Here is a 20,716-nt window from a genome sequence, read left to right on the forward strand (position 1 = left end):
CGAGGTCTTTCAGATGACCCCCACTCCGCGAAGGTAGATGTCGATCGGGATCCGAAGTTGCCGAACGGTTTCGCTGGAGTGAGGGTCCCGGCTACGTGATCCCAGGCAATAGTCGAAGATCAAGCCCTCCAGCAGGCTCAGGAAATTTGCGGCAGAGACATCAGGGTCGCCAACACCAGCGGTTTCGAAGACGGGTCTTGCCTTCTCCAGCGAAAACAGACTGCCTTCGAGGAGTTGGTGCAATGCCGAATCTCGGGGAGATTCCACGAGTAGTGCATAGCGCGCGATCAATTCGTGTCTGCGGTGCGAGAGAAGATCGTCGAGATACTCGGCCGTCAGGGTAGCAGGATCGCTGGGCCTCTCGCGGAGTTCGCCGAAAGTCGAACGTGACCGGTGCACGATGTGCAATGCGGTTGCTTCGAGAAGTGCCTCGCGAGTGCGGAAATAGTACGACGTCGAACCGGCAGGAAGTTCCAGGGACTGATCAATCGCCCGATGGGTGAGTGCACGCGGGCCCTGCTCGGCGATGATCGTGACGGCGGATGCCGCAATGAGGGCTCTGCGATCGGGCTTCATGTCGTTCCTTGCTGTCGATGTTGCATGCTGCCGGAGTTGCATGCTGCAGATGGTGCGTCGTGAGGGTCACATTGACTCGATTTGCCTTCGGTCACTAGCCTCGACTCTACAGATGTAGAGGAGCCTCATGTTACTGGACGAAGAGCAGTTGGCGGCGCGTGAAGCTCTCGATGCCCTGCGAGCCCGGATATCCGGCGGTGAGGTCGGCGGAGGGATCTACCTCTGGGGTAGCGTCGGCCGCGGTAAGACGATGCTCATGGACGAGTTCTACGAGAGCATCCGAGTCGGCAAGCGGCGCATTCACTTTCATCGGTTCTTTGCAGATCTGCACTCTCGGGCGCACGAACTCGGGTCGATGGGCGCGGCACTGGACCACGTCGTCGACGGAATCCGCGTGCTCTGTTTCGACGAGTTCCACATCGACGACGTCGCCGACGCCATGTTCATGGCAAGGGTTCTCGACACAATCGTCGCGAAAGGCGTGACTGTTGTTGTCACGTCGAATGTCCCGCCGACCGATCTTCTTCCGAATCCGCTTTTTCACGAGCAGTTCGTTCCGTCGATCGAGTTGATCGAGCGGACTCTCGAGGTGATCGAATTGGGTGGCTCCGTCGACTATCGGACGGCGGGTCAGCCAGGTGCCGGGGACTACCGTTTTGCGACAGGGGCATTCCTCGTCGGCTCGGGAATTACGTGGCCTTCGGGCGAAAGTGTCGAATTGACGATAGGCACGCGCACATTGGAGTGCTCGGCGATTCGAGACGGTGTTGTCTGGTTCGACTTCGAGGTGCTGTGCGCTGGTTCGACCTCGGCTGCCGACTATCTCGAGCTTGCCTCCCGCTTCGACGACTGGGTGATCTTCGGAGTACCGGTGCTCGCCGAAGCTTCGGAATTTGCCCTTCGCCGTTTCGGAAATGTCGTCGATGTTCTCTACGACGTCGATGCGCGACTGACGGTGTATGCCGCTGCCGGTGTGGAGGACGTTGCGGGCAGTCTTCGGGACGTTCCCGGATTGGCGCGCCTCTACAGTCGTCTGTCGTTGCTCGCGAGGACGGAGATGGACAGCGTCAGCTGAGGGGCAGCGTCAATTCCAGGTGAGGCCGCCGGTCGCGGCGCTGGGCGTGAGCCCGAACATGCTGTGGCAGATACGGTTGAGATGGGCGCTGTCGGTGAAACCGGCCTCGTGTGCACTGGTTGTCAGGGTTGCGCCACTGCTCATCACTTCCATGGCACGTCGTAACCGTAACCAGCGGATGTAGGTCGAAAAGCTCATCTGCAGTTGATCGTTGAAGATTCTTCCCAGCCGTCCGGGCGAGATGGAGACCAGGGCGGCGATGTCCGTCAGTGTGACCTGCCCCGAGATTCTCTCGGGAAGTAGCGTCAGGGCATGCTCGAGGGCCGGGTGAAGAACGCCTAAGTTCGACGCCTTTTCGTGTTCGGATAGTGAATCGATCAGCCTCGCTGCGTATTCCAGATCCGAATCAGCGCCGCGGTCCGTCATCGCTACTGCGGTCTGCCCACGGTCCGACCAGTCGGTCACACCACCGCGGCCCGGCTCCGGTGGCCTGATGCGCAGACCCATCCCAGTGGTGGAGTCAATGTAGATCGCCCGTCCCCGCGCACCCTCGGAGGCGGACAACGCGTGGACCGCCCCGGATGGAATGACCACGGACCGCACGACTGCACTGTGGCCGTCCCCGTCCGTGACCGTGACGTCCCCGTCGTCGATGATCATGATCTGAACAGCGGCGTGCGAATGCATGTGCGCGGATCCCACTGCGCCGGTGAACATGAGAATTCCGGGCTGCATGTGGACGGCGCCGGACCAGGTCATGTCGGAAATCATAGTGACGACCCTGACAGAGCTCGGGGTCCGGTCATCCTCCGGTAGGACCGAGCTCAGTCCGAAGATCGTGCGCTGGGCCGATGTGCTGGCGAGGGGTTCACGAGAAGGTGGAATCATGAACAACGCACAAGCACCCGCAGTCCTGTCGGTCCACGCGCTGGGCAAGTCGTACGGCGACGTTCCGGTGCTCCGAGGTGTATCGCTGGAAGTGCGCGCCGGTACTGCCACGGCCATCATGGGTCCTTCAGGATCGGGGAAGTCGACACTGCTGCATTGCATGTCAGGAATCGTCAAGCCCGACTCGGGAGCAATCTTGCTGAGCGGCCGGCATATCGAGAACCTCGGTGAGAACGACCGCAGCCGGCTCCGACGGGAGTCGTACGGGTTCGTTTTTCAATCGGGCCAACTGTTGCCGGAGCTTCCGGCGATCGAGAACGTCGCTTTGCCCTTGGTGCTCAACGGGTTGTCCATCGCAGAAGCCAAGCGGACGGCACACGGCTTCTTCGCGCCGTTGGGGCTGGATGGGTTGCAGGATCGTCGCCCGGGTCAGATGTCGGGTGGGCAGTCGCAACGTGTGGCGATTGCGCGAGCGTTGGTGACCAAACCCGCAGTTCTCTTCGCAGACGAGCCGACCGGTGCCCTCGACGCGCAGACGAGTTGGGAAGTGATGAGGGTGTTGCGTGATTCGGCTCAACAGATCGGTTCTGCGTTGGTCGTCGTCACTCACGATGCCGAAGTCGCTCGGTGGTGTGATCGCACGATGATGATGCAGGCCGGTTCGCTCGTCGGGACACAGGTGGCGGCATGAAGGCCACAGCGCGCGTTGCATTGATGACGGTGCGCGGTGAAGGGCGAAAGGCCTTGAGTACCTTCGCGCTCCCAGTGTCCGCATTTGCCGCCTCGACGACGTTGTTGCTGACGGTGCTCGGCGGCTACGGTGCATTCGCGGGCAGATCGAGCGAACCCGAAGCCGAGGCGTACCTAGCGCTCGCAGGGGTAGCTTCGGTGTTGATGATCGTTCCAGCCGTCACTCTCGGTCTGGCGGCGGCCCGCTTGGGCGCGCGCCGTCGCGACGAACGACTCGCCTCGCTGCGACTCATCGGATCCACCCCTCGCCAGATCGTTGCGCTGTGCGCTGCGGAATCGGGTATCCAGGGCTTGGCCGGTGCGTTGATCGGTGTGGTGGGATACCTCCTCGCGTTGCCGCTCGTAGCTCTCTTGAGATTTCAAGGTCGGACATTCGAGTGGAGTGAGCTTTGGGTTGGCACACTCCCTCTGGTGGGCATCGTATTCGGAATGACCATCCTGGCTGCTTTGACGTCGATGCTCGGGATGCGCCAGGTGTTCGTGAGCCCGTTGGGCGTCACGGCGGGCAATCCCAGCGCCGCACCGAAGATGATCTTCGCTGTGGCTGGGGTGGGGGTTCTTGTGGGATGGAGTGCATTCGGGGGCTCCGCGGCAAGCATCGCGGCAATCCTGGTGGGCCTTGGTCTCTGCTTCGGCGTTGTTGCGTTGGTCGGTCCGTTCGTCATTTCGCTGCTTGGACGGATCATGCTCAAATGCGCCAAAGACGGTGCTTCGCTGATTGCGGCGCGTCGGGTCCTGGATAATCCGAAGGCTGTGTGGCGCACGGTCAGCGGTGTGACGATGGCCAGCTTCGTTGCCGCAGGCACATCTCTCCTCGCCGCGATAGGCAACGGGGAAGGGCAGGATTTGCAGCCAGGGCAGGAGTTCCTGTTCGCGGACATGAGAACCGGGGTGTTGTTCACTCTCGGAGCAACATTCACGTTGGCGGCCATCTCGTCTGCGCTCACCCAGGTATCCGGGATCCTCGACAACCGTGAGCTGTATCGGAGTCTGACTTTGGCCGGCACACCTGTCGAGGTGATGGACAGCGCCCGCATGAGGCACGTTCGCACTCCCGTGGTGGTGATGGCACTGGCCGGCGCCGGCGCTGCACTGCTGTTCCTCTTCCCGCTGGCAGGGGCAGCCGTATTGACCACTCCGATGGCGCTGGTTCAGTTGGGCGTCACCCTGGCTGTGGGGATCGCGTTGGTGTTGGCCAGTGCGTTTGCAGCCAAGCCCGTCATGCGGCGGGTACTCGCGGGCTGAATCTCCACCGATCGTCCGTCAGTTCTGTTTCCGGAACGGTTCGGCCAACTGGCCGAGGTAGTCGTCCGGGTAGTCGGGTTTGGCCGCCATTCCGAGATCGTCACTGCTGAAGCGCTTTTCCGGATCGAAAGAATAAGTGCGGAACAGGTGATCCCAGATCAGAGTGAACAAACCGAAATTGACGTCACCGATTCCCGCCCACTTCAGGTGATGGAATCGGTGGCCGGCGTTGAGGGCGAGTATCGGACGCAGGGGGCCGATGCGGTAATCGGCATTCGAATGCTGAAGCAGGAGTTGGACAGCGACACAAACCGCGAGCGCCGAGGCAACTGGAACGGGCATCCCGAGGAGGATCAGTGGCAGGACGCCACCGGCGGTTTCGAAAGTCTGATGCACGGGGTGCTTCATCAGTCCGTTCATACCGTAGAACCGTTCGAGGCTGTGATGAACCGCGTGGAAACGCCACAACCATCCAACCTTGTGGCTGATCAAATGCACCACGGTGATGCCGAAATCGGCAACCAACACTGCGAAGACGACCTGAAGGACAAACGGAAGACCGCTCGGCCACAGCCCGTCGAACGGAATCACCGCGGCCATCAACGGGATTACCGCGACGCTGACCAAGATGAGGGATTCGTTGACAAACGCATGGACAGCGTCGCGAAACCTGTCCGGTCCCGGTTCATTCCACGAGGATTCGTAGGGAAGCGTCCGTTCGGCCGCGAAAGAGCAGACCACTGCGAAGAGAATCAATGCCACCAGTGACCATTTCGGCGCGCCGGATGCCGCCAGCGCGATTGCGGCTCCGTTGATTCCCAAGAGCATGAACGGGACGTACCCGTATCTGACGATGAAGGTGAGCATGTGATCGATGGTGCTCGATGCCGGTGGCTCTCGACTTGTACGAATCGGTCGACTTTCAGTCAACCGAACAGGCGGTATCGCGTTACTTCGTCAGTACGGTGGCGAGTGCAGCGCTCAGATACGGAGTGATGTTCTCGACGACCCGCGTCACGATCGCAGTGGCAACGTCAGCGGGTTGCAGTGGCACCGACGGCGTCTGCGGCAATGCCGGGGGAGCAGGCGGAGCGGGCTCGGACATCATCGGCGTATAGGTGTTGTGCTTCGTGAAGTAGCCGAAGACCGAATCCACGAACACCTCGGGCGCATCACGCGGCTTGGGCATGTTGCAGATGCCGTCACCCTCGATGCAGACTTCCTGCACTGCGATGTCTCCGAATCCGCCCCGTGCTCCGGACATCGTCGCTCCCGGAACGACATTGGGCACTACGGTTTCGATGCCCCCGGCCGAGTTGCGAGGGTCGGCGTAGAGGACGCCTTCGACTTGCGACTGCGGAATGGATCCGTCGCGTGCGATGTCACCGAGAACGTCGCCGGCAATACGCGCTCCCTGTGAGTATCCGGTGACGACGATCTCGCTGCCCGGGCACTGAGCGTGGAAAGCGTTGACTTCAGTGCGAAGCGTCTGGGCGCCGGCGGCAACGCTCTGGTCGTACGTCTGATCGCCGAGCGGCCAGAAGCTGGCGGGGTAGGTCACCGGCTTGGAGGCGTAACCCTGGGCCACGTAGCGGTCGGTGACGGGTTGCGTCGTTTGTCCCGTCGGATCCCACGTTCCGCCGACCGCGAATACCGCACCGGCAGGGCACGACCCACTGTCATTCGGGTCCGCTCCGGCAGGCACCGACATCACAAGAGTCACCCCCGCTGTGACTGCAACCGTGCATGCCACTGACATCGCGTATTTCCTCATCGGGCCTGTCCCCATCTATCTACGTTCTCGTTCACTGGCGAGACAACCCGCGGTCCGACGCGTTTCGTTCGGTACTGAAGAGAATGGTGATGGGGCGATAAGTCCTGGAGGTAATCCGTGCGTAAACAGGAAGTTGCCGACCGACGCTGTTTGCTACCAGCGTGTGTGGCGCGTCACGGCGTCGGGACCTGCGGTGGGTGATCCGGTTCGAGGAGGGTTCCGATCGCCTTGCCCATCGGCACGGCGTTGTTGAGGTCCGCGTTGGTTGTCGGCCCGAGCGTGGCGTAGACGACGATCGTCGTCTTCGAGTCGGGGTAATAGAGCGCAAGCCCGTTGTAGCCGCCGTACGACGGGTTCATCACAAGCCAACCGTCGAGGTGCCCGGTCCCGAAGGAAAAGAACTTGTCCGCCGTCATACTTCCCAAGCCCGCAGTCGTCGGTGCCATCTGCTGCTCGAAAGCTTTGTCGGAGAGCAACTCTCCCGTTCCGAGTGCGCGCACCCACTTTCCGACGTCGGCGACAGGCGCGTTCATGTTTCCGCTGTGCAGGAAAGCCGTCGGATTCCAGAAAGTGGAGTCTTCGAATACTCCGCGTTCATTGGTGTAGCCGTGCAGGATCGGCTCGTCCATCTGCGACGTGAGCACAACGCTGCTGTGATCCATCCCGAGTGGATCGAAGACGCGCTGCTGAAGTAGGTCGCCCAGCGGTTTTCCAGTCGCTTTCTCCATGACGTCGCCGAGCAGCGTCAGGTCGCTGTGCGCGTACGCCCAACTGGTGCCGGGTTCGAACAGCGGTGGGCGGGAGTTGGCAAGATTCAGGATCTCCTGAGAAGTCCAGCCTTTCATCGGGTTGTCCGTGAAGAGTTTGAGGAACTGTGGATCGGTCACGTAGTCGGAGATGCCCGACGTGCTGTTGGCCAGCATTCGTGGAGTGATGGTGTCTGCGCGTGGAAAGTTCGGTTCCCACTTCGCGATCGGTTGATCGAGAGGAAGCGTTCCCTCTTCGTCGAGTTGCAGCAGAACTGTCGAGAGCATCGGTTCCATCGGCTGACCGACGCGCAACTGCATGTCGGTTGTCGCCGGAACTCCGATAGGGGACTCTCCGACGGCACCGAGAGCAATCTCGTCGTCGCCCCGCCACACTCCGAACACGGCGGCACTGAGGCCCAAGTCGGCCACCTGACGGCGGACGAGGTCCGCGATCTCGGTGGATTCCTGACTGCTCGCGGTGCTGGGAGATGCGCTGCTCGTGTTTGTTGCCGAGTCCTCGTCGGAACTGCACGCAGCGGTTGCAATGGCAACGGTCAAGGCGATCGACAGAGCAGCTAGCCGCACCCGAGTGCGGTGGTGGGAGGAATTCATGCCTGCGATCCCTTCGATGTGGAAATCGAGCAACCGACGCCTAGCAATGTCCCAATTGACTGAATTTAGCGCAGTTCGAAGGGGGAGGGAACAGATTGACGGTTAGGGGTGACTGCTACTCCCAGTGCCTGATCACGTCAGTCCTCAGTCCGGCGTTGCGTCCGATTCCGCTCGTCGGTCCTGTGCTTGCTGGAGCTCGGCGTTGATGCGACGAGCCTCGGTGAGTTGGTCTTCGAGGATGATGATGCGGCAAGCCGCGTCGAGCGCCGTGCCGTTGGCTACGAGTTCGTGCGCGCGGGCCGCGATGCGCAGCTGGTACCGGGAGTAGCGGCGATGTCCGCCCTCAGAGCGTTGTGGGGTAAGCAGTTTCGCGGCATCGAGGCTACGAAGGAAAGCTTGCCTGACACCGAGGATCTCGGCCGCATGTCCCATGCTGTACGCAGGATAGTTCTCGTCGTCGAATCTGCCGGAGGGGTCCCCCGGTGGTGTATCTGCCGGAATGGCTCGCTTCTTTCGCTGAACGGACGGGGCCCCCGGCGCGAGGTGCGCCGGGGGCCGGATGGGGTTGAACTTACTTACATAACTGCATTCTTTCGAACTTCCGGACTCGCACAAAACATCCGGTAGCCGCTTTGAAGGGGGGTGCCGGGTCCGACTACACACTCACACACGAATTCGGCCCCGGCACGTCCCTGCCCTGCGGTACTGCTTGCGGGTAGTTCATCTCTCCCGCATCTCTTGACTCGTTCCTTGCTACGAGAAAAAAGATACAACACCCTCGTGAGAATGTCTACCCTGACCGCTGTAGATATTTTGTTGCGAACTTTCTAGGTATCGGAGTTCAGGAACGGCCTGGTCACCGGGGGTGAGAGCGCTCCATGTGAGTCATGGGAGATGAATCTGGGACAATGCTCCGATGCGAAATACCCCGAAGTCCGAGTCGTTGTTGCGCGCCCGCGCGGAGAGGGAAGAGCGCTCCGGCTCCTCCGAGCATCCCGCTGGTGGCGCGTCGAACCCCGGAGAGGACTCGTCGTCGTCCGAGCCGGGGGCACGCAGCGACAGCGCCACGATTCGGTCGGCTCGGTCCGAGCTCTCAACTCATGCCAGGGCAGTGGAAAGTATGCACGAGGCGATCCATCCTGATCGCGATTGAGGCAGTTGCCTGGTCGGGATGCGGGGGACTCCTTCATCCCGCTCACTGCAACGCACGACGGCCGCCGCACTCCCGAAAGTAGGGGAGTGGCGACGACCGTCGAGTTGGCAGAGTGCGTGCCTGGTGCTTGGACCTCAGGGCAGCAACTGGTCCAGGAAGGTGTTGCTGAAGACCTTGTGCGGATCCAACGCGTTGTATGCGGCGTTGGCGGTGTCCCAGTTGTCGCTCGATGGGACGCCGTCGCGGTAGGTCTGGGGGAGGCCCTGGGTGATGATCGGGGCGTCGGTGTACGGCTTGTCGGGGCCGAACGCCCAGCCTTTGGACCACTCGGGGCGGAAGGTGGCGTCGTTGTTGTTGTAGTGATTACGCATCCACTGTTCCATTTCGCGGTAGAACGCGAACATGCCGGGGGTTCCGGGGACGCCGAGGACGTTGAGCCAGATGGCGGTGTCCCATTCCGGATGGTCGGGGCGCGGGCGCATGGCCGAGATGGTGGGGGCGCCTGCCGAGTCGACCTCGACGTCCGAGGGTTGATCGAGGCCGCAGCAACGGATTTCGACGGGGCCGTTGAGGGGGAACTGTCCGATAGAGCGGTAGTACTCCATGCGGCCGTTGAACCACTGGGTGAAGTCGTGGATGACCTGGCCGATGTTGGCGCGGGAGGTGATGACGGCTCCGCCGCCCTCGGTCAGACGAAGGGTGGTGGCCCGGATGTAGAACTGGACGTCCTTGGACCATCCCCACAGGTCGTTGGAGAAGGTCGCGGCGAGTCCGGCAACGGTGGTGGCGTACATGATCTGCCCGAATGCCGGTGCGATGCCCGGGTTTCCGGCGTTGATCTGCCCGATCATGTCGGTGACCGGCTCCGGGAGGTTGTCGGAGAAGATGTAGTTGTAGGGCCCGGTCACCTCACGCGAGAACGGCGGCTTGGTGGGGGCAAGTGACCACACCTTCATCCACGGGCGTTCGGTGAAGGGGTACCAGATTGCTTCTGCGCGACCGTTTTCGCGGACGAACTTCTCGAAGGTGCGTCCGGACGCTCCGCGGGCACCGAAGAGTTCCTGCCAACCGATGTCGGTGTGGCTGACGCAGCGCATGCGGTAGTTGGGAGCGGCCTGCAAGGTCACGGAGGTGAGGAAGGTGCGTCCGAGGTGAGTCAGCAGCGGCTTGATCGCTGCATCGCTACGCGCGTACGTCTCGAGCGCGTACTCACTGCCGTTCCAGACCACTGCGGTCAGGGAGGTGACGAGGTTGGAGAGCGAGCCGAAAGTCTGTCCGGGAACGTGTGCTTCGCCTTCTGCGGGGAGCGCTGCACCGTGAGCGTCGACGGCGAGGCAGCCGGCGATGGTCAACACACCGGGCGCCGGCAGGTTCGCGAACCCGAGGCCCTGTGCCTGCAGTGCGGTGGTGATGGCGTCGAGGGTCGCGCCGGGTCCTGCGGTGACGGTAGCCGGGCTGCCACCGGCGTTGACGGAGACGCCGGTGAGGTGGACCGTGGTGTCGGCGAGGATGACCTTGTCGACCGGCGCACCGTTGACGATGGTCAGCGGCGTCCAGCCGTGCATGGCACCGCGGGGACGAATGGTGTAGCCGTTGGCATGACCCCAGTTCGCGAGGCGGACTACGTCTTCGGGCGTCTTGGGCGAACAGGTCCAGATCGCGTCGAGCATGATCTCTTTGGACCAGTTCTGATACGCCTGCTGGTACAGCGCGATGCCTTCGGGGAAGGCAGGCGGCGGTGTGAGGGTGGAGACAGGACCACCCGCGGAGCCGGAGGAGCCGGCGGGGACGGCATAGGCCGGCGTCCAGCCGGCGAATGCGGTCGCTGCCACGGCGCCGGCTCCAGCGGCCATGAAACCTCGTCGGGACAGTCGGAACTTTTCGTCTTGTGCCGTCATCTTCGGGCTACTCCATCGGGTTCGAGAACTACGGTGAGTTCTAACAGGTGGGTATCAGACAGGTTGGTATCAGACAAGAGTGAGAACTACGTCAGCCAGGGCAGGAGCTTCGCGCTCCAGTACGGAAGCTGAGATCAGGAGTCGCCCATTGTCTTTCCAGATCTGGATACTCAAGTTCTCGCCGGGAAATACGACCCCGGCAAAGCGGGCCCGAAATCCGGCTACCCGACTGCTGTCGCCGTCGAGCATGGTATCCACTGCGGTCTTGCAGACCATTCCGTAAGTACACAGTCCATGCAGGATAGGCGCTGGAAAGCCTGCCGCGGAGGCGAATTGCGGATCCGAGTGCAACGGATTCCGATCACCACACATCCGGTACAGCAAAGCCTGCTGTGGAAGCACAGGCGTCACCACTGTCTCATCTGCTTCGCGATCCGGAAGCGTAATCGACTCCGACGGACCACGTTCACCCCCGAAACCACCCTCGCCGCGGGCGAAAATGGACGAGCGAGCTGTCCACAGCGGGTTGCCCTCGGCGTCGACCGTGACGGATTCCTGCACGATCACCGCGGCCTTGCCCTTGTCCCAGACCTCGGCGATTCGAGTTGTGGTGCGGCCACTTCCACTTGCCGGGATCGGCTGATGGACAGTGACTTCCTGGCTCCCGTGGACTACCTTCGCCAGATCGATTTCGACGCCGGGGAACGAGACCTTCGGCGCTTCGGTGGCGTGGAAGTTGGCGGCGACGGTGGCAAAGGTGGGTAGTACCTGAGGCTTTTCGTCGTCGAGGTATCGAAGCTCGTTCGGATCGAGCGGCCGAGCACCTGCCCCTAGTGCCAGGTGGTAGTGCTGCACGTCCGACGGGGTCCATGAGAACTCTTGTGGCGCAAGCTCGGCGCCGAGTGCGATCTTCGGATCAATTGGCATGGTCGACCGCCGTCTTTTCAGCTGCCGGTGCCTCGGTGCTCTCAGCCTTCTTCGCACGCTCGACGATGTCGAGTACTGCCAGGTAACCGAAAGTCATTGCGGGGCCGATGGTCGCGCCTGGTCCGGCGTAGGTGTGGCCCATGACCGGAGCGCTCGCGTTGCCAGCGGCGTAGAGACCGTCGATGACGCTTCCGTCTTCGCGTAGTGCTCGGCCGTTGACGTCGGTGCAGATACCACCCTTGGTGCCGAGGTCACCCGGAACCATCTTGATGGCGTAGAACGGAGCCTTGCTGATTTCGGCGAGGCTGGGGTTCTTCAGTCGGGGATCGCCGTAGTACGCGTCGTAACCACTGTCACCGCGTCCGAAGTCCTCGTCCTTGCCGTTGCGTGCGAAGCCGTTGAACCGGTCGACGGTTTCGGTCAGCGATGCGACGGGAAGCCCTGTCTTCTCGGCCAATTCGGCGATGGTTCCCGCCTTGACCACGATGCCGGCCTTGAGCCAGCGGCCGGGGAAGGGGGAGCGGGGAGTGATACCGGCAAACGTGTAGCGGTTGCGGTAGCGCTGATCGAGAATCATCCACGTCGGGATGTTCTCGCCGGCGCCTTCGCCCTGACCGTACTCACCGCCGTACATCGCATGGGTTGCCTCGACGTACGGAGCAGCCTCGTTGCCGAAGCGCTTGCCCGACATGTTGACCATCATGCAGCCCGGGAGGGTGCGCTCGGAGAGAGCGAACCACGGTCCGCCGGTCAGCGGAATGGACGGGCCCCACCAGGCGTCGTCCATGAAATCGACTGCAGCGCCCACTTCTTGGCCTGCGCGGATACCGTCGCCGGTGTTTGCCTTCGCGCCGACGGTCCATTCGGTGCCGATGGGTGCGCGCTGGTACTTCTCACGCATTTCCTTGTTGTGCTCGAATCCGCCGGATCCCAACACAACTCCGTGGCGAGCGCGGATGACCTGCTCTTCGCCGTCGACGATGACGTTGACGCCGCGAACTGCGCCGTCTTCGGTGTACAGGGATGTCAGGGGGGTGTTCAGCAGGATGGGTACTCCGGCGGACTGAAGTCCGAGTCGAATACCGGCGACCAGTGCCTGGCCGCGAACCAGCAGATCCTTCTTTGTGGCCTTGGCTGCGAGGAATCGCATGCCGACCTTCATGGCGCGCAGGGGTCCGCGAGGATTGCGCATCAGCAGGTTGAGCCACTTGTAGTCGGCCTGGGTGATGACGAAGTTCTTGGGGGCCTTGACGTAGTCGGGCTCGAGGTTCTTGCGGTCGGCGCCCAACTTGTTGCCGTCGAACGGGGTGGGCTCGACACTGCGGCCACCGAGGCGTCCGCCGGGAGCTTCCGGGTAGTAGTCGGAGTAGCCGGGCACCCACTGCAGTTCGAGAGGGCTGTTCTTCAACACGAACGAGAGCATCTCGGGACCGCGCTCGAGATAGGTGTCGATGCGTTCGGGAGCGACGACGTCGCCGATGATGCTGTGCAGGTAGGAACGTGCGGCCTCCGGGGTATCGGTGACACCGTCCGCCTGAAGTGCCTCGTTGTTGGGGATCCAGACCCCACCACCGGAACGGGCGGTCGATCCGCCGTAGTGGGCGGCTTTCTCCACGATGACCACACTCAAGCCCTGGTGGGCTGCGGTCAAGGCCGCTGTCATACCTGCGGCACCACTGCCGACGACGACGATGTCGTATTCCTGCTTGCTCATGTAGAACACGTTATAGAATGATGGGGGTGTCAGTCCATGCTTTCTGCCAGGAAGTATTTCCGGACGTTGTCATTGATAACGAAACACGTTGCAGTGGGATTGAGGATGGTGCGGTGTGACCTGGGATACTTCGGTTGACGTCCTTGTGGTCGGGTTCGGTGTGGCGGGCGCCAGTGCGGCGCTCGAAGCGGTAGCGGCCGGTTCGTCGGTTTTGGCGATCGACCGAGCACTCGGTGGTGGTGCCAGCACGATTTCCGGAGGAATCTACTACGCCGGCGGCGGCACCGTGATTCAAAAGGAAGCCGGTGTCGAGGACAGTCCCGAAGCCATGCTCGCCTACCTGAACCGCGAGGTCGGTGACGCGGTGACGCCGCAGACTCTGCGCCGGTTCGTCGACGAGAGCCCGGCGTCGATCGACTGGCTGCGGAGTCACGGCGTGCCGTTCGAGGCCTCACTCTGTCCGTACAAGACGTCGTACCCGAGCAACAAGCACTACCTCTACTTCTCGGGTAGCGAATCGGCCGGCGGGTTCCGTGACATCGCAAAACCTGCTCCGCGTGGTCATCGCGCCAAGGGGCGTGGCACGTCGGGAAAGATGCTGTACGGCCCGCTCGCGAAGTCCGCGGAGGCGAAGGGCGTCCAGTTGCTCGGCCAGACGCGAGCGGACCGGCTGATCATCGAGGACGGCCGGGTGATCGGCGTCGAAGCACTGACGCTGCGTGACGCACCCGCCGGAGTTCGTCGCCGTCACGCGACGCTCGGGTCCTTGTCCTCCAAGCCCGGCGTCTACGCACCGCAGTTGCGCACGATTCTCGACGCACTGATCGCGAAGATCGAGAAGAAGCACGCCAAGCGGATTCGTATCCAGGCACGCGGCGGCGTGATCCTCAGCGCCGGCGGCTTCGTGTCCAATCGCGAGATGATGCGTACCCATGCTCCCGCCTACAAGGGCGGTATCCCGCTCGGCACCTCCGGGGACGACGGCAAAGGCATCAACCTCGGTATCGAAGCCGGGGGAGCCACCGACAAGCTCGGCAATGTTTCCGCCTGGCGATTCATCGTCCCGCCGAGTGCTTTTCTCGGTTCCATTTTGGTGGGTGAATCCGGTGCGCGAATCGTCGACGAGTCACGTTACGGTGCCGCTCTCGGTCAGGCGATGGCAGAGAAGAGCAACGGAATCGGTTGGCTGCTGGCAGATTCCGAACTCGTTCGCGAAGCGAAATCGCAGATCAGTGACCAGTCGATGTGGTTCCAGCGGGTACAGACCACTGGCATGATGCGTACCGCAGTGCGTGGCAACACCATTGCCGAGGTCGCCCGTAAAGCGGGGATAGACGTCGCCGGCCTTCAAGCCACCGTCGACGCGCACAACTCCGCTGCCGCTGCCGGACAACCTGATCCGATGGGCAAACCGTCGGACTTCGTCAGGCCGATACTGTCTGCGCCGTTCACGATGTACGACGTCTCGATCAAGCCCAACATGATGAATCCGTGCCCGATGCTCACGCTCGGTGGATTGGTGGTCGACGAATCGTCCGGCATGGTGAAAAACGAGGCCGGGGAGGGTATCCCTGGCCTGTATGCCGCCGGCCGTACCGCCGTCGGTATCTGTTCCAACTCGTATGTGAGCGGCTTGTCGCTCGCCGACTGCGTGTTCTCCGGACGACGAGCCGGTCAGCATGCAGCCGCATTCTCCACAGTCGGAAAGGCCTGAACGATGCTCTCGACGCAGATCCGCGGCGAACTTGCCGACCATCTTGATTCGGCGGAACGGGATCGCGCTCCGATCAGCCCGCTGATCGCCACGTATCCGGACATCGACGTCGTCGACGCCTACGAGATCCAGCTCATCAACATCAGGCGTCGTGTTGCCGGTGGCGCAAAGGTGGTCGGACACAAGGTCGGACTCTCGTCACTGGCGATGCAGCAGATGATGGGCGTCGACGAGCCAGATTACGGTCACCTGCTCGCCGAGATGGAAGAGTTCGAGGACCGTCCGGTCGACACGTCGCGCTTCTGCTTCCCACGCGTCGAGGTGGAGGTCGCCTTCATTCTGGGAGCAGATCTGCCGGGCGCCGGGTGCACCGAACAAGACGTCATCGACGCCACTGTCGCCTATGCGCCGTCCATCGAGTTGATCGACAGCCGGATCAAGGACTGGAAGATCGGCCTCTCGGACACCATCGCGGACAACGCGTCCTCCGCCGGGTTCATTCTCGGCAAGGAACGAGTTCGCCCGTCGGACATCGACATCAAGGCGATCGATGCGGTGCTGACCTGCAACGGCGAGCGGATTGCGGAGGGGCGCAGCGATGCGGTTCTCGGTAACCCGGTCACCGCTGTCGCATGGTTGGCGCAGAAGGTCGACACGTTCGGAGTTCGGCTCAAGGCCGGCGACATCGTTCTGCCGGGTTCGTGCACGCGAGCGATCGACGCTCATCCAGGCGACAACTTCCGAGCCGAGTTCAGCGGCCTCGGTTCCGTCTCTCTTCAGTTCACGTAGGAGTAGTCATGACCAAGGCAAGTGTGGCGATCGTCGGATCGGGAAACATCAGTACCGATCTGTTGTACAAACTGCAGCGTTCCGAGTGGCTCGAACCGCGATGGATGATCGGAATCGATCCCGAGAGTGAAGGATTGGCGCGCGCCCGCAAGATGGGACTCGAGACCTCCGCCGAGGGCGTCGACTGGTTGCTGAACCAGGCGGAGAAACCGGACCTGGTCTTCGAGGCGACGTCGGCATACGTGCACCGCGAGGCAGCACCACGCTACGAGGCCGCCGGTATCCGTGCCGTCGACCTGACTCCGGCCGCGGTCGGCCCGGCTGTGGTTCCGCCCGCGAACCTGCGTGAGCACCTGGACGCACCCAACGTCAACATGATCACTTGCGGTGGGCAGGCAACCATTCCGATCGTCTACGCGGTGTCGCGTGTCGTCGACGTGGCGTACGCCGAGATCGTCGCCTCCGTTGCATCATTGTCCGCCGGCCCGGGAACTCGCGCGAACATCGATGAGTTCACCAAGACCACCAGCCGCGGTATCGAGACCATCGGCGGCGCACAGCGCGGCAAGGCGATCATCATCCTCAACCCCGCGGACCCGCCGATGATCATGCGCGACACAATCTTCTGCGCTATCCCCGAAGACGCCGACCAGGCCGCGATCACCGACTCCATTCACCGCGTCGTCAAGGACATCCAGCAGTACGTGCCCGGCTACCGGTTGCTCAACGAACCGCAGTTCGACAAACCGAGCGTCGTTTCCGGTGGCTATGCAACGGTCACCACGTTCGTCGAGGTCGAAGGCGCAGGCGATTTCCTACCGCCGTACGCGGGCAACCTCGACATCATGACGGCAGCAGCCACCAAGGTGGGCGAGGAAATCGCCCAGAAGCTTCTGAGTGTGAAGGCATGAGCGACATGATTCATTTCGATTCGAGCTGGGACATCCGCGTCACCGACACGTCGCTGCGCGACGGCTCCCACCACAAGCGTCATCAGTTCACCGTCGACGAAGTACGAGCCATCGTCGGTGCCCTCGACGGAGCCGGAGTGCCGGTCATCGAGGTCACTCACGGCGACGGTCTCGGCGGATCCTCCTTCAACTACGGCTTCTCGAAGACTCCCGAGCAGGAACTGATCAAAGCTGCAGTCGAGACGGCGACCAACGCGAAGATCGCCTTCCTGATGCTGCCCGGGTTGGGCATCAAGGACGACATCGTCATCGCACAGGACAACGGTGCGTCCATCTGCCGCATTGCAACTCACTGCACCGAGGCAGACGTATCCATCCAGCACTTCGGCCTCGCGCGTGAGCGTGGACTCGAAACAGTCGGATTCCTCATGATGGCTCACTCGATTCCGCCGGAGAAGCTGGCCAAGCAGGCTCGTATCATGGCCGACGCGGGTTGCCAGTGTGTGTACGTGGTCGACTCGGCCGGCGCGCTGGTACTCGAGCAGGTATCCGATCGCGTCGAGGCGCTGGTTCAGGAACTCGGCAACGACGCTCAGGTCGGCTTCCACGGCCACGAGAACCTGGGCCTGGGCGTCGCCAATTCCATTGCGGCAGTTCGTGCGGGAGCCAAGCAGATCGACGGTAGTACCCGTCGGTTCGGTGCCGGCGCCGGCAACGCCCCGGTCGAGGCCTTCGTCGGTGTTTGCGACAAGATCGGCGTCAAGACCGGTATCGACTTCTTCGCCATCGCCGATGCAGCCGAAGATGTTGTGCGCCCGGCAATGCCGCAGGAATGCCTGCTCGATCGTCAAGCACTGATGATGGGCTACGCCGGCGTGTACTCGAGCTTCCTCAAGCATGCCGAGCGTCAGGCCGAGCGGTACGGAGTGTCGTCCGCGGAGCTGTTGGTGCGCGCAGGTAAGCGCAAGTTGGTCGGCGGACAGGAAGATCAGTTGATCGACATCGCGCTGGAACTCCAGCGCGAAGCAGCGGCTTCCTAGGTCATGGCAGACGTACTGGCCGGAAAAGTGGCCTTGGTGACCGGCGCGTCCTCAGGGTTGGGGCGCGCGGTGGCCGAGATACTCCACCGCAGGGGCGCACAGGTTTTCGGTATCGCCCGCGACAAGGAAAAGCTGCGACAGTCGATGGTCGAGGTGGTCGGCGCGGATGGAGAGCGTCGTTTCGCGGCGACGGACGTCTCGGATTCCGCTCAGTGTGATGCGGCCGTGCAGGCGTGCGTCGACGAACTCGGTGGTATCGACATCCTCGTCAACGTGGCGGGATCGCACTCGCTTCGTCATACGGCGGATATTGCGGATTCCGAATGGGCACATGACCTTGCGGTCAATCTGAACGGACCGTTCTTCCTTTCCCGAGCAGCACTGCCGCACTTGCTGGAACGGGGCGGCAACATCGTCAACGTCTCCTCGATCGCGGGACTGGAAGGGCAGGCGTACTCGGCTGGATACTGTGCTGCCAAGCACGGACTCATCGGACTGACCCGAGCGATGGCGATGGAGTTCACCGGAAAGTCTCTGCGTGTCAACGCAATCTGCCCCGGCGGCATGATGACTCCTCAAGTCACCGGATTCACCTTCCCCGACGGAGTCGACTTCGACCTCGTCATGAAGGTTGCCTCGCCGCGTGGCTTGATGGAAGCCGAGGACGTTGCGAAGATGGTGGCTTTCGTCGCCTCCGACGACGCCTCGGCGATACACGGGGCCGTCTACTCGGTGGACAACGGAAAAATGGCATGACCCCGTTGGTCTCGGGACCGATCTTCCAGATCTGCTGGGTGGTCGAGGAGATCGAGGCCGCCGAACAGGAGTTCACTCGGCAGTGGGGAGTGGAGCGATGGCTACGTATGCCAGACATCGCCTTTGGTCCCGAGACCACAACGTATCGAGGTGAGCCCGCGGACTATGTCGTTCACGTGTCGATCGGATATGCGGGCAGCCAACAGCTCGAGTTGATCCAACCAGTGTCCGGACGCAACCTGTACACGGAGTTCCTGGAGACTCACGGCGTCGGAGTTCATCACATGGCTTGGGTTCCTGACGATTACGAGGCGACGTTGCTCGAGGCCGAGCGTCGCGGAATGTCGGTGGTGCAACAAGGTCGGGTAGAGGGCGCCGGCATGGAGTTCTCCTACCTCGATGCCGGGCCGTTGGGTGGATACGTCGAGTTGATGAAGCTCTCGCCCGAGATTCGGTTGATGTTCGCTTCGCTCATTCCTGATTGACGGCAAACACTTTCGTGAAGTAATCGGAAACGTTCTCCGGGTGACCACGGAATCCGAGGTAGCCGTCGGGGCGAATGACCAGCGCCGCCGTACCTTCGACCCCATACGCGGCGCACAGTTGCGAGGCGTTGTCCTCGATGATCGGCACCAGCGAGTCGACGGTCACGGTTCCCGGTGGCACTATCGCGTAGACGTCCAGCAAGCCGTGCGCTGATCGAATTGCGGCGTCGGCGACCTTCTCCAAGCTGTTGATGCTCTCCGCGGATCCGTCCGAAGTCAGCAGTAACGTGTGGTCGACTCCTGACAGCAAGTCGAACAACCGAATTGGATACTGCACACCGTCTCGGCGCATTCCGCGTGCATCGGGTGCACGCTCGCCCGGTTGAACGTGTGGACTCGAAGAATTACGCCCGGTGTTCAGCGGACTCTCCGAGTAGTCGATCAACAATTGAGCCTGGCGCCGCATTGCCGTGTCGATGGAAGACTCTCCCGAACCGATTCCTTCTCGAGCATTTCGGACGGTCATCCCGACGACTTCTTCACCGACCGGCCGTCTTTCGGCATCGTAGGTCTCGAGAAGATCTGCTGTTGCAACGCCTTTGACGGCGAGCGCTATCTTCCACGCAAGATTGTGGGCGTCCTGGATCCCGGTGTTCATGCCCTGCGCGCCAGTCGGGGGATGGATGTGCGCGGCGTCGCCGGCGACAAAAACCCGTCCGCGACCGTAAGCGTCGACGATGCGGTGGCTGATGCGGAAGACCGAGGACCATCGCAGCATCGAGGCGGTTGTCGGTTCTGGGGACAGTCTGTCGAGCACGGCCTGGATGTGATGGAGTTCCGGTGTCTTGCCGGTTGAAAAACCGTGTTGTACAGCGGCTTTGTTCGACGATTCGTCCGGCATCAACTCGTCCGGAACGAGCATCGACATGCGGTACCGCTTGTGTCCGGGAAGTGGGATGCAGACGAGTAGATCGTCGGTGGTTCCGTCGTCGCTGGTGTGGTTGGCGCGGACGGAGTAGCCGCTGGGTATGGACCAGTCGACTTCGACGTCACCGAGCATGTAGCTCTCGGCAAATGCGCCGCCCTCGAAGCTCAGGCCCAGCCCTTTGCGGACCACGCTGTGCGCGCCGTCGGAACCCACCAGGTACTGAGCCGTCACGGTACTGCCGTCGCTGAGGGTGCAGGTGACGGCGTCGTCGGACTGTTCGAATGCAGTGAGGCCGACTCCGCGTTCGACGGTTGTTCCCAACTCGGTGAGGCGCTCGGTGAGGATGCGCTCCGTCGAGTACTGAGGCAGACAGAGAAACCAGTAAGGAACGTCCTCGGGGAGGGTGAGGTCGACGCGGCCGACCTCGACGCCGTTCGTGTACATGATCTGACCGCGCATCAATGTCGAGGCGTCGAGTGCCTGGCGGAGCACCCCCATGTTCTCGAAGAGTTCGAGAGTGCGTGGCTGAATCCCGACGGCTTTCGCGTATTGCCGCGGTTCGTCGAGCGGGTCGACTATTCGACAGGAGATACCGCGTCTGCGCAGCTCGATCGCGGTGGTCAAGCCGATCGGGCCGGCGCCCGCTACCAATACGTCGGTATCCATGAGGACCCACTCACGTCGGGGACAGTCGGTCATTTCAGTATGGGTAAGCGAACTTTCGTTTTGGGG

Annotated in this window: 20 protein-coding genes; 10 read left to right on the forward strand and 10 right to left on the reverse strand. The window is 62.2% G+C overall.

Annotated elements, in window-relative coordinates; translation table 11 throughout:
- Nucleotides 1-9: 9 nt before the first annotated feature.
- Entirely contained in the window at nt 10-576 is a 567-nt protein-coding gene (locus tag R4P70_RS19585) for a TetR family transcriptional regulator (RefSeq protein ID WP_317831262.1), read from the reverse strand.
- Between the two features lie 127 nt (nt 577-703).
- Here R4P70_RS19585 and zapE point away from each other — a divergent pair, with 127 nt between their 5' ends.
- Nucleotides 704-1,651: a cell division protein ZapE gene (gene zapE, locus R4P70_RS19590; RefSeq protein WP_317831264.1), complete on the forward strand. Its 948-nt coding sequence runs from the start codon at nt 704-706 to the stop codon at nt 1,649-1,651.
- A 9-nt stretch (nt 1,652-1,660) separates the two neighbouring features.
- Here the strand turns inward: zapE and R4P70_RS19595 are convergent, their stop codons facing one another.
- Nucleotides 1,661-2,410, reverse strand: coding sequence for a helix-turn-helix domain-containing protein (locus R4P70_RS19595; protein WP_019746871.1), 750 nt, complete (start codon nt 2,408-2,410; stop codon nt 1,661-1,663).
- On the opposite strand from R4P70_RS19595, the gene R4P70_RS19600 reads away from it, so the two are divergent.
- Nucleotides 2,385-3,230 carry an ABC transporter ATP-binding protein gene (locus tag R4P70_RS19600; RefSeq protein ID WP_054188043.1) on the forward strand — a complete coding sequence of 282 codons (846 nt, stop codon included), beginning with the start codon at nt 2,385-2,387 and terminating at the stop codon, nt 3,228-3,230. The genes R4P70_RS19595 and R4P70_RS19600 overlap by 26 nt on opposite strands.
- Nucleotides 3,227-4,534 (forward strand): FtsX-like permease family protein, encoded by a 1,308-nt coding sequence (locus R4P70_RS19605; protein ID WP_317831267.1) that lies wholly within the window; start codon nt 3,227-3,229, stop codon nt 4,532-4,534. The genes R4P70_RS19600 and R4P70_RS19605 overlap by 4 nt, the downstream gene beginning before the upstream one ends.
- 18 nt (nt 4,535-4,552) lie before the next feature.
- On the opposite strand, the gene R4P70_RS19610 is transcribed toward R4P70_RS19605, so the two are convergent.
- From R4P70_RS19610 to R4P70_RS19625, 4 genes are all read right to left on the reverse strand, one after another.
- Entirely contained in the window at nt 4,553-5,401 is an 849-nt protein-coding gene (locus R4P70_RS19610) for a sterol desaturase family protein (protein ID WP_317831269.1), read from the reverse strand.
- Nucleotides 5,402-5,483: 82 nt separating this feature from the next.
- Entirely contained in the window at nt 5,484-6,293 is an 810-nt protein-coding gene (locus R4P70_RS19615) for a PE-PPE domain-containing protein (RefSeq protein WP_020968420.1), read from the reverse strand.
- Between the two features lie 188 nt (nt 6,294-6,481).
- Nucleotides 6,482-7,669 (reverse strand): serine hydrolase domain-containing protein, encoded by a 1,188-nt coding sequence (locus R4P70_RS19620; RefSeq protein ID WP_279163063.1) that lies wholly within the window; start codon nt 7,667-7,669, stop codon nt 6,482-6,484.
- A 144-nt stretch (nt 7,670-7,813) separates the two neighbouring features.
- Nucleotides 7,814-8,101: a MerR family transcriptional regulator gene (locus R4P70_RS19625; RefSeq protein WP_020906139.1), complete on the reverse strand. Its 288-nt coding sequence runs from the start codon at nt 8,099-8,101 to the stop codon at nt 7,814-7,816.
- Nucleotides 8,102-8,585: 484 nt separating this feature from the next.
- Between R4P70_RS19625 and R4P70_RS19630 the strand changes: the two genes are divergently transcribed.
- Entirely contained in the window at nt 8,586-8,822 is a 237-nt protein-coding gene (locus R4P70_RS19630) for a hypothetical protein (RefSeq protein WP_279163064.1), read from the forward strand.
- Nucleotides 8,823-8,956: 134 nt separating this feature from the next.
- On the opposite strand, the gene R4P70_RS19635 is transcribed toward R4P70_RS19630, so the two are convergent.
- From R4P70_RS19635 to kstD, 3 genes are all read right to left on the reverse strand, one after another.
- Nucleotides 8,957-10,720, reverse strand: a complete 1,764-nt coding sequence (locus R4P70_RS19635; RefSeq protein ID WP_020906140.1) for a cholesterol oxidase substrate-binding domain-containing protein — start codon at nt 10,718-10,720, stop codon at nt 8,957-8,959.
- 69 nt (nt 10,721-10,789) lie between these two features.
- Entirely contained in the window at nt 10,790-11,647 is an 858-nt protein-coding gene (locus R4P70_RS19640; protein ID WP_003945880.1) for a MaoC/PaaZ C-terminal domain-containing protein, read from the reverse strand.
- Nucleotides 11,637-13,361 carry a 3-oxosteroid 1-dehydrogenase gene (gene kstD / locus R4P70_RS19645; protein WP_173362659.1) on the reverse strand — a complete coding sequence of 575 codons (1,725 nt, stop codon included), beginning with the start codon at nt 13,359-13,361 and terminating at the stop codon, nt 11,637-11,639. Before kstD ends, R4P70_RS19640 begins: the two co-directional genes overlap by 11 nt.
- 115 nt (nt 13,362-13,476) lie before the next feature.
- Here kstD and R4P70_RS19650 point away from each other — a divergent pair, with 115 nt between their 5' ends.
- From R4P70_RS19650 to R4P70_RS19675, 6 genes are read left to right on the forward strand one after another with little or no spacing between them, the layout of a single operon-like run.
- Nucleotides 13,477-15,075 carry an FAD-binding protein gene (locus tag R4P70_RS19650; protein WP_047890327.1) on the forward strand — a complete coding sequence of 533 codons (1,599 nt, stop codon included), beginning with the start codon at nt 13,477-13,479 and terminating at the stop codon, nt 15,073-15,075.
- A 3-nt stretch (nt 15,076-15,078) separates the two neighbouring features.
- On the forward strand, nt 15,079-15,864 hold the full coding sequence (locus R4P70_RS19655) for a 2-keto-4-pentenoate hydratase (RefSeq protein WP_003945480.1): 786 nt from the start codon (nt 15,079-15,081) through the stop codon (nt 15,862-15,864).
- An 8-nt stretch (nt 15,865-15,872) separates the two neighbouring features.
- Nucleotides 15,873-16,775 carry an acetaldehyde dehydrogenase (acetylating) gene (locus R4P70_RS19660; protein ID WP_003945771.1) on the forward strand — a complete coding sequence of 301 codons (903 nt, stop codon included), beginning with the start codon at nt 15,873-15,875 and terminating at the stop codon, nt 16,773-16,775.
- Nucleotides 16,772-17,815: a 4-hydroxy-2-oxovalerate aldolase gene (gene dmpG / locus R4P70_RS19665; RefSeq protein ID WP_007734084.1), complete on the forward strand. Its 1,044-nt coding sequence runs from the start codon at nt 16,772-16,774 to the stop codon at nt 17,813-17,815. Before R4P70_RS19660 ends, dmpG begins: the two co-directional genes overlap by 4 nt.
- 3 nt (nt 17,816-17,818) lie before the next feature.
- The gene (locus R4P70_RS19670) at nt 17,819-18,571 is read left to right on the forward strand and encodes an SDR family NAD(P)-dependent oxidoreductase (protein ID WP_003945607.1); all 753 of its coding nucleotides are present in this window, start codon (nt 17,819-17,821) and stop codon (nt 18,569-18,571) included.
- A complete protein-coding gene (locus tag R4P70_RS19675; RefSeq protein WP_003945419.1) occupies nt 18,568-19,056 on the forward strand; it encodes a VOC family protein in 489 nt (162 codons plus the stop codon). The genes R4P70_RS19670 and R4P70_RS19675 overlap by 4 nt, the downstream gene beginning before the upstream one ends.
- Here the strand turns inward: R4P70_RS19675 and R4P70_RS19680 are convergent.
- A complete protein-coding gene (locus R4P70_RS19680; RefSeq protein WP_113682118.1) occupies nt 19,043-20,650 on the reverse strand; it encodes an FAD-dependent monooxygenase in 1,608 nt (535 codons plus the stop codon). The genes R4P70_RS19675 and R4P70_RS19680 overlap by 14 nt on opposite strands.
- Nucleotides 20,651-20,716: the final 66 nt, after the last annotated feature.

The organism is Rhodococcus sp. IEGM 1241 (genome assembly GCF_033142365.1).
Taxonomy (GTDB): Bacteria; Actinomycetota; Actinomycetes; order Mycobacteriales; family Mycobacteriaceae; genus Rhodococcus_F; species Rhodococcus_F erythropolis.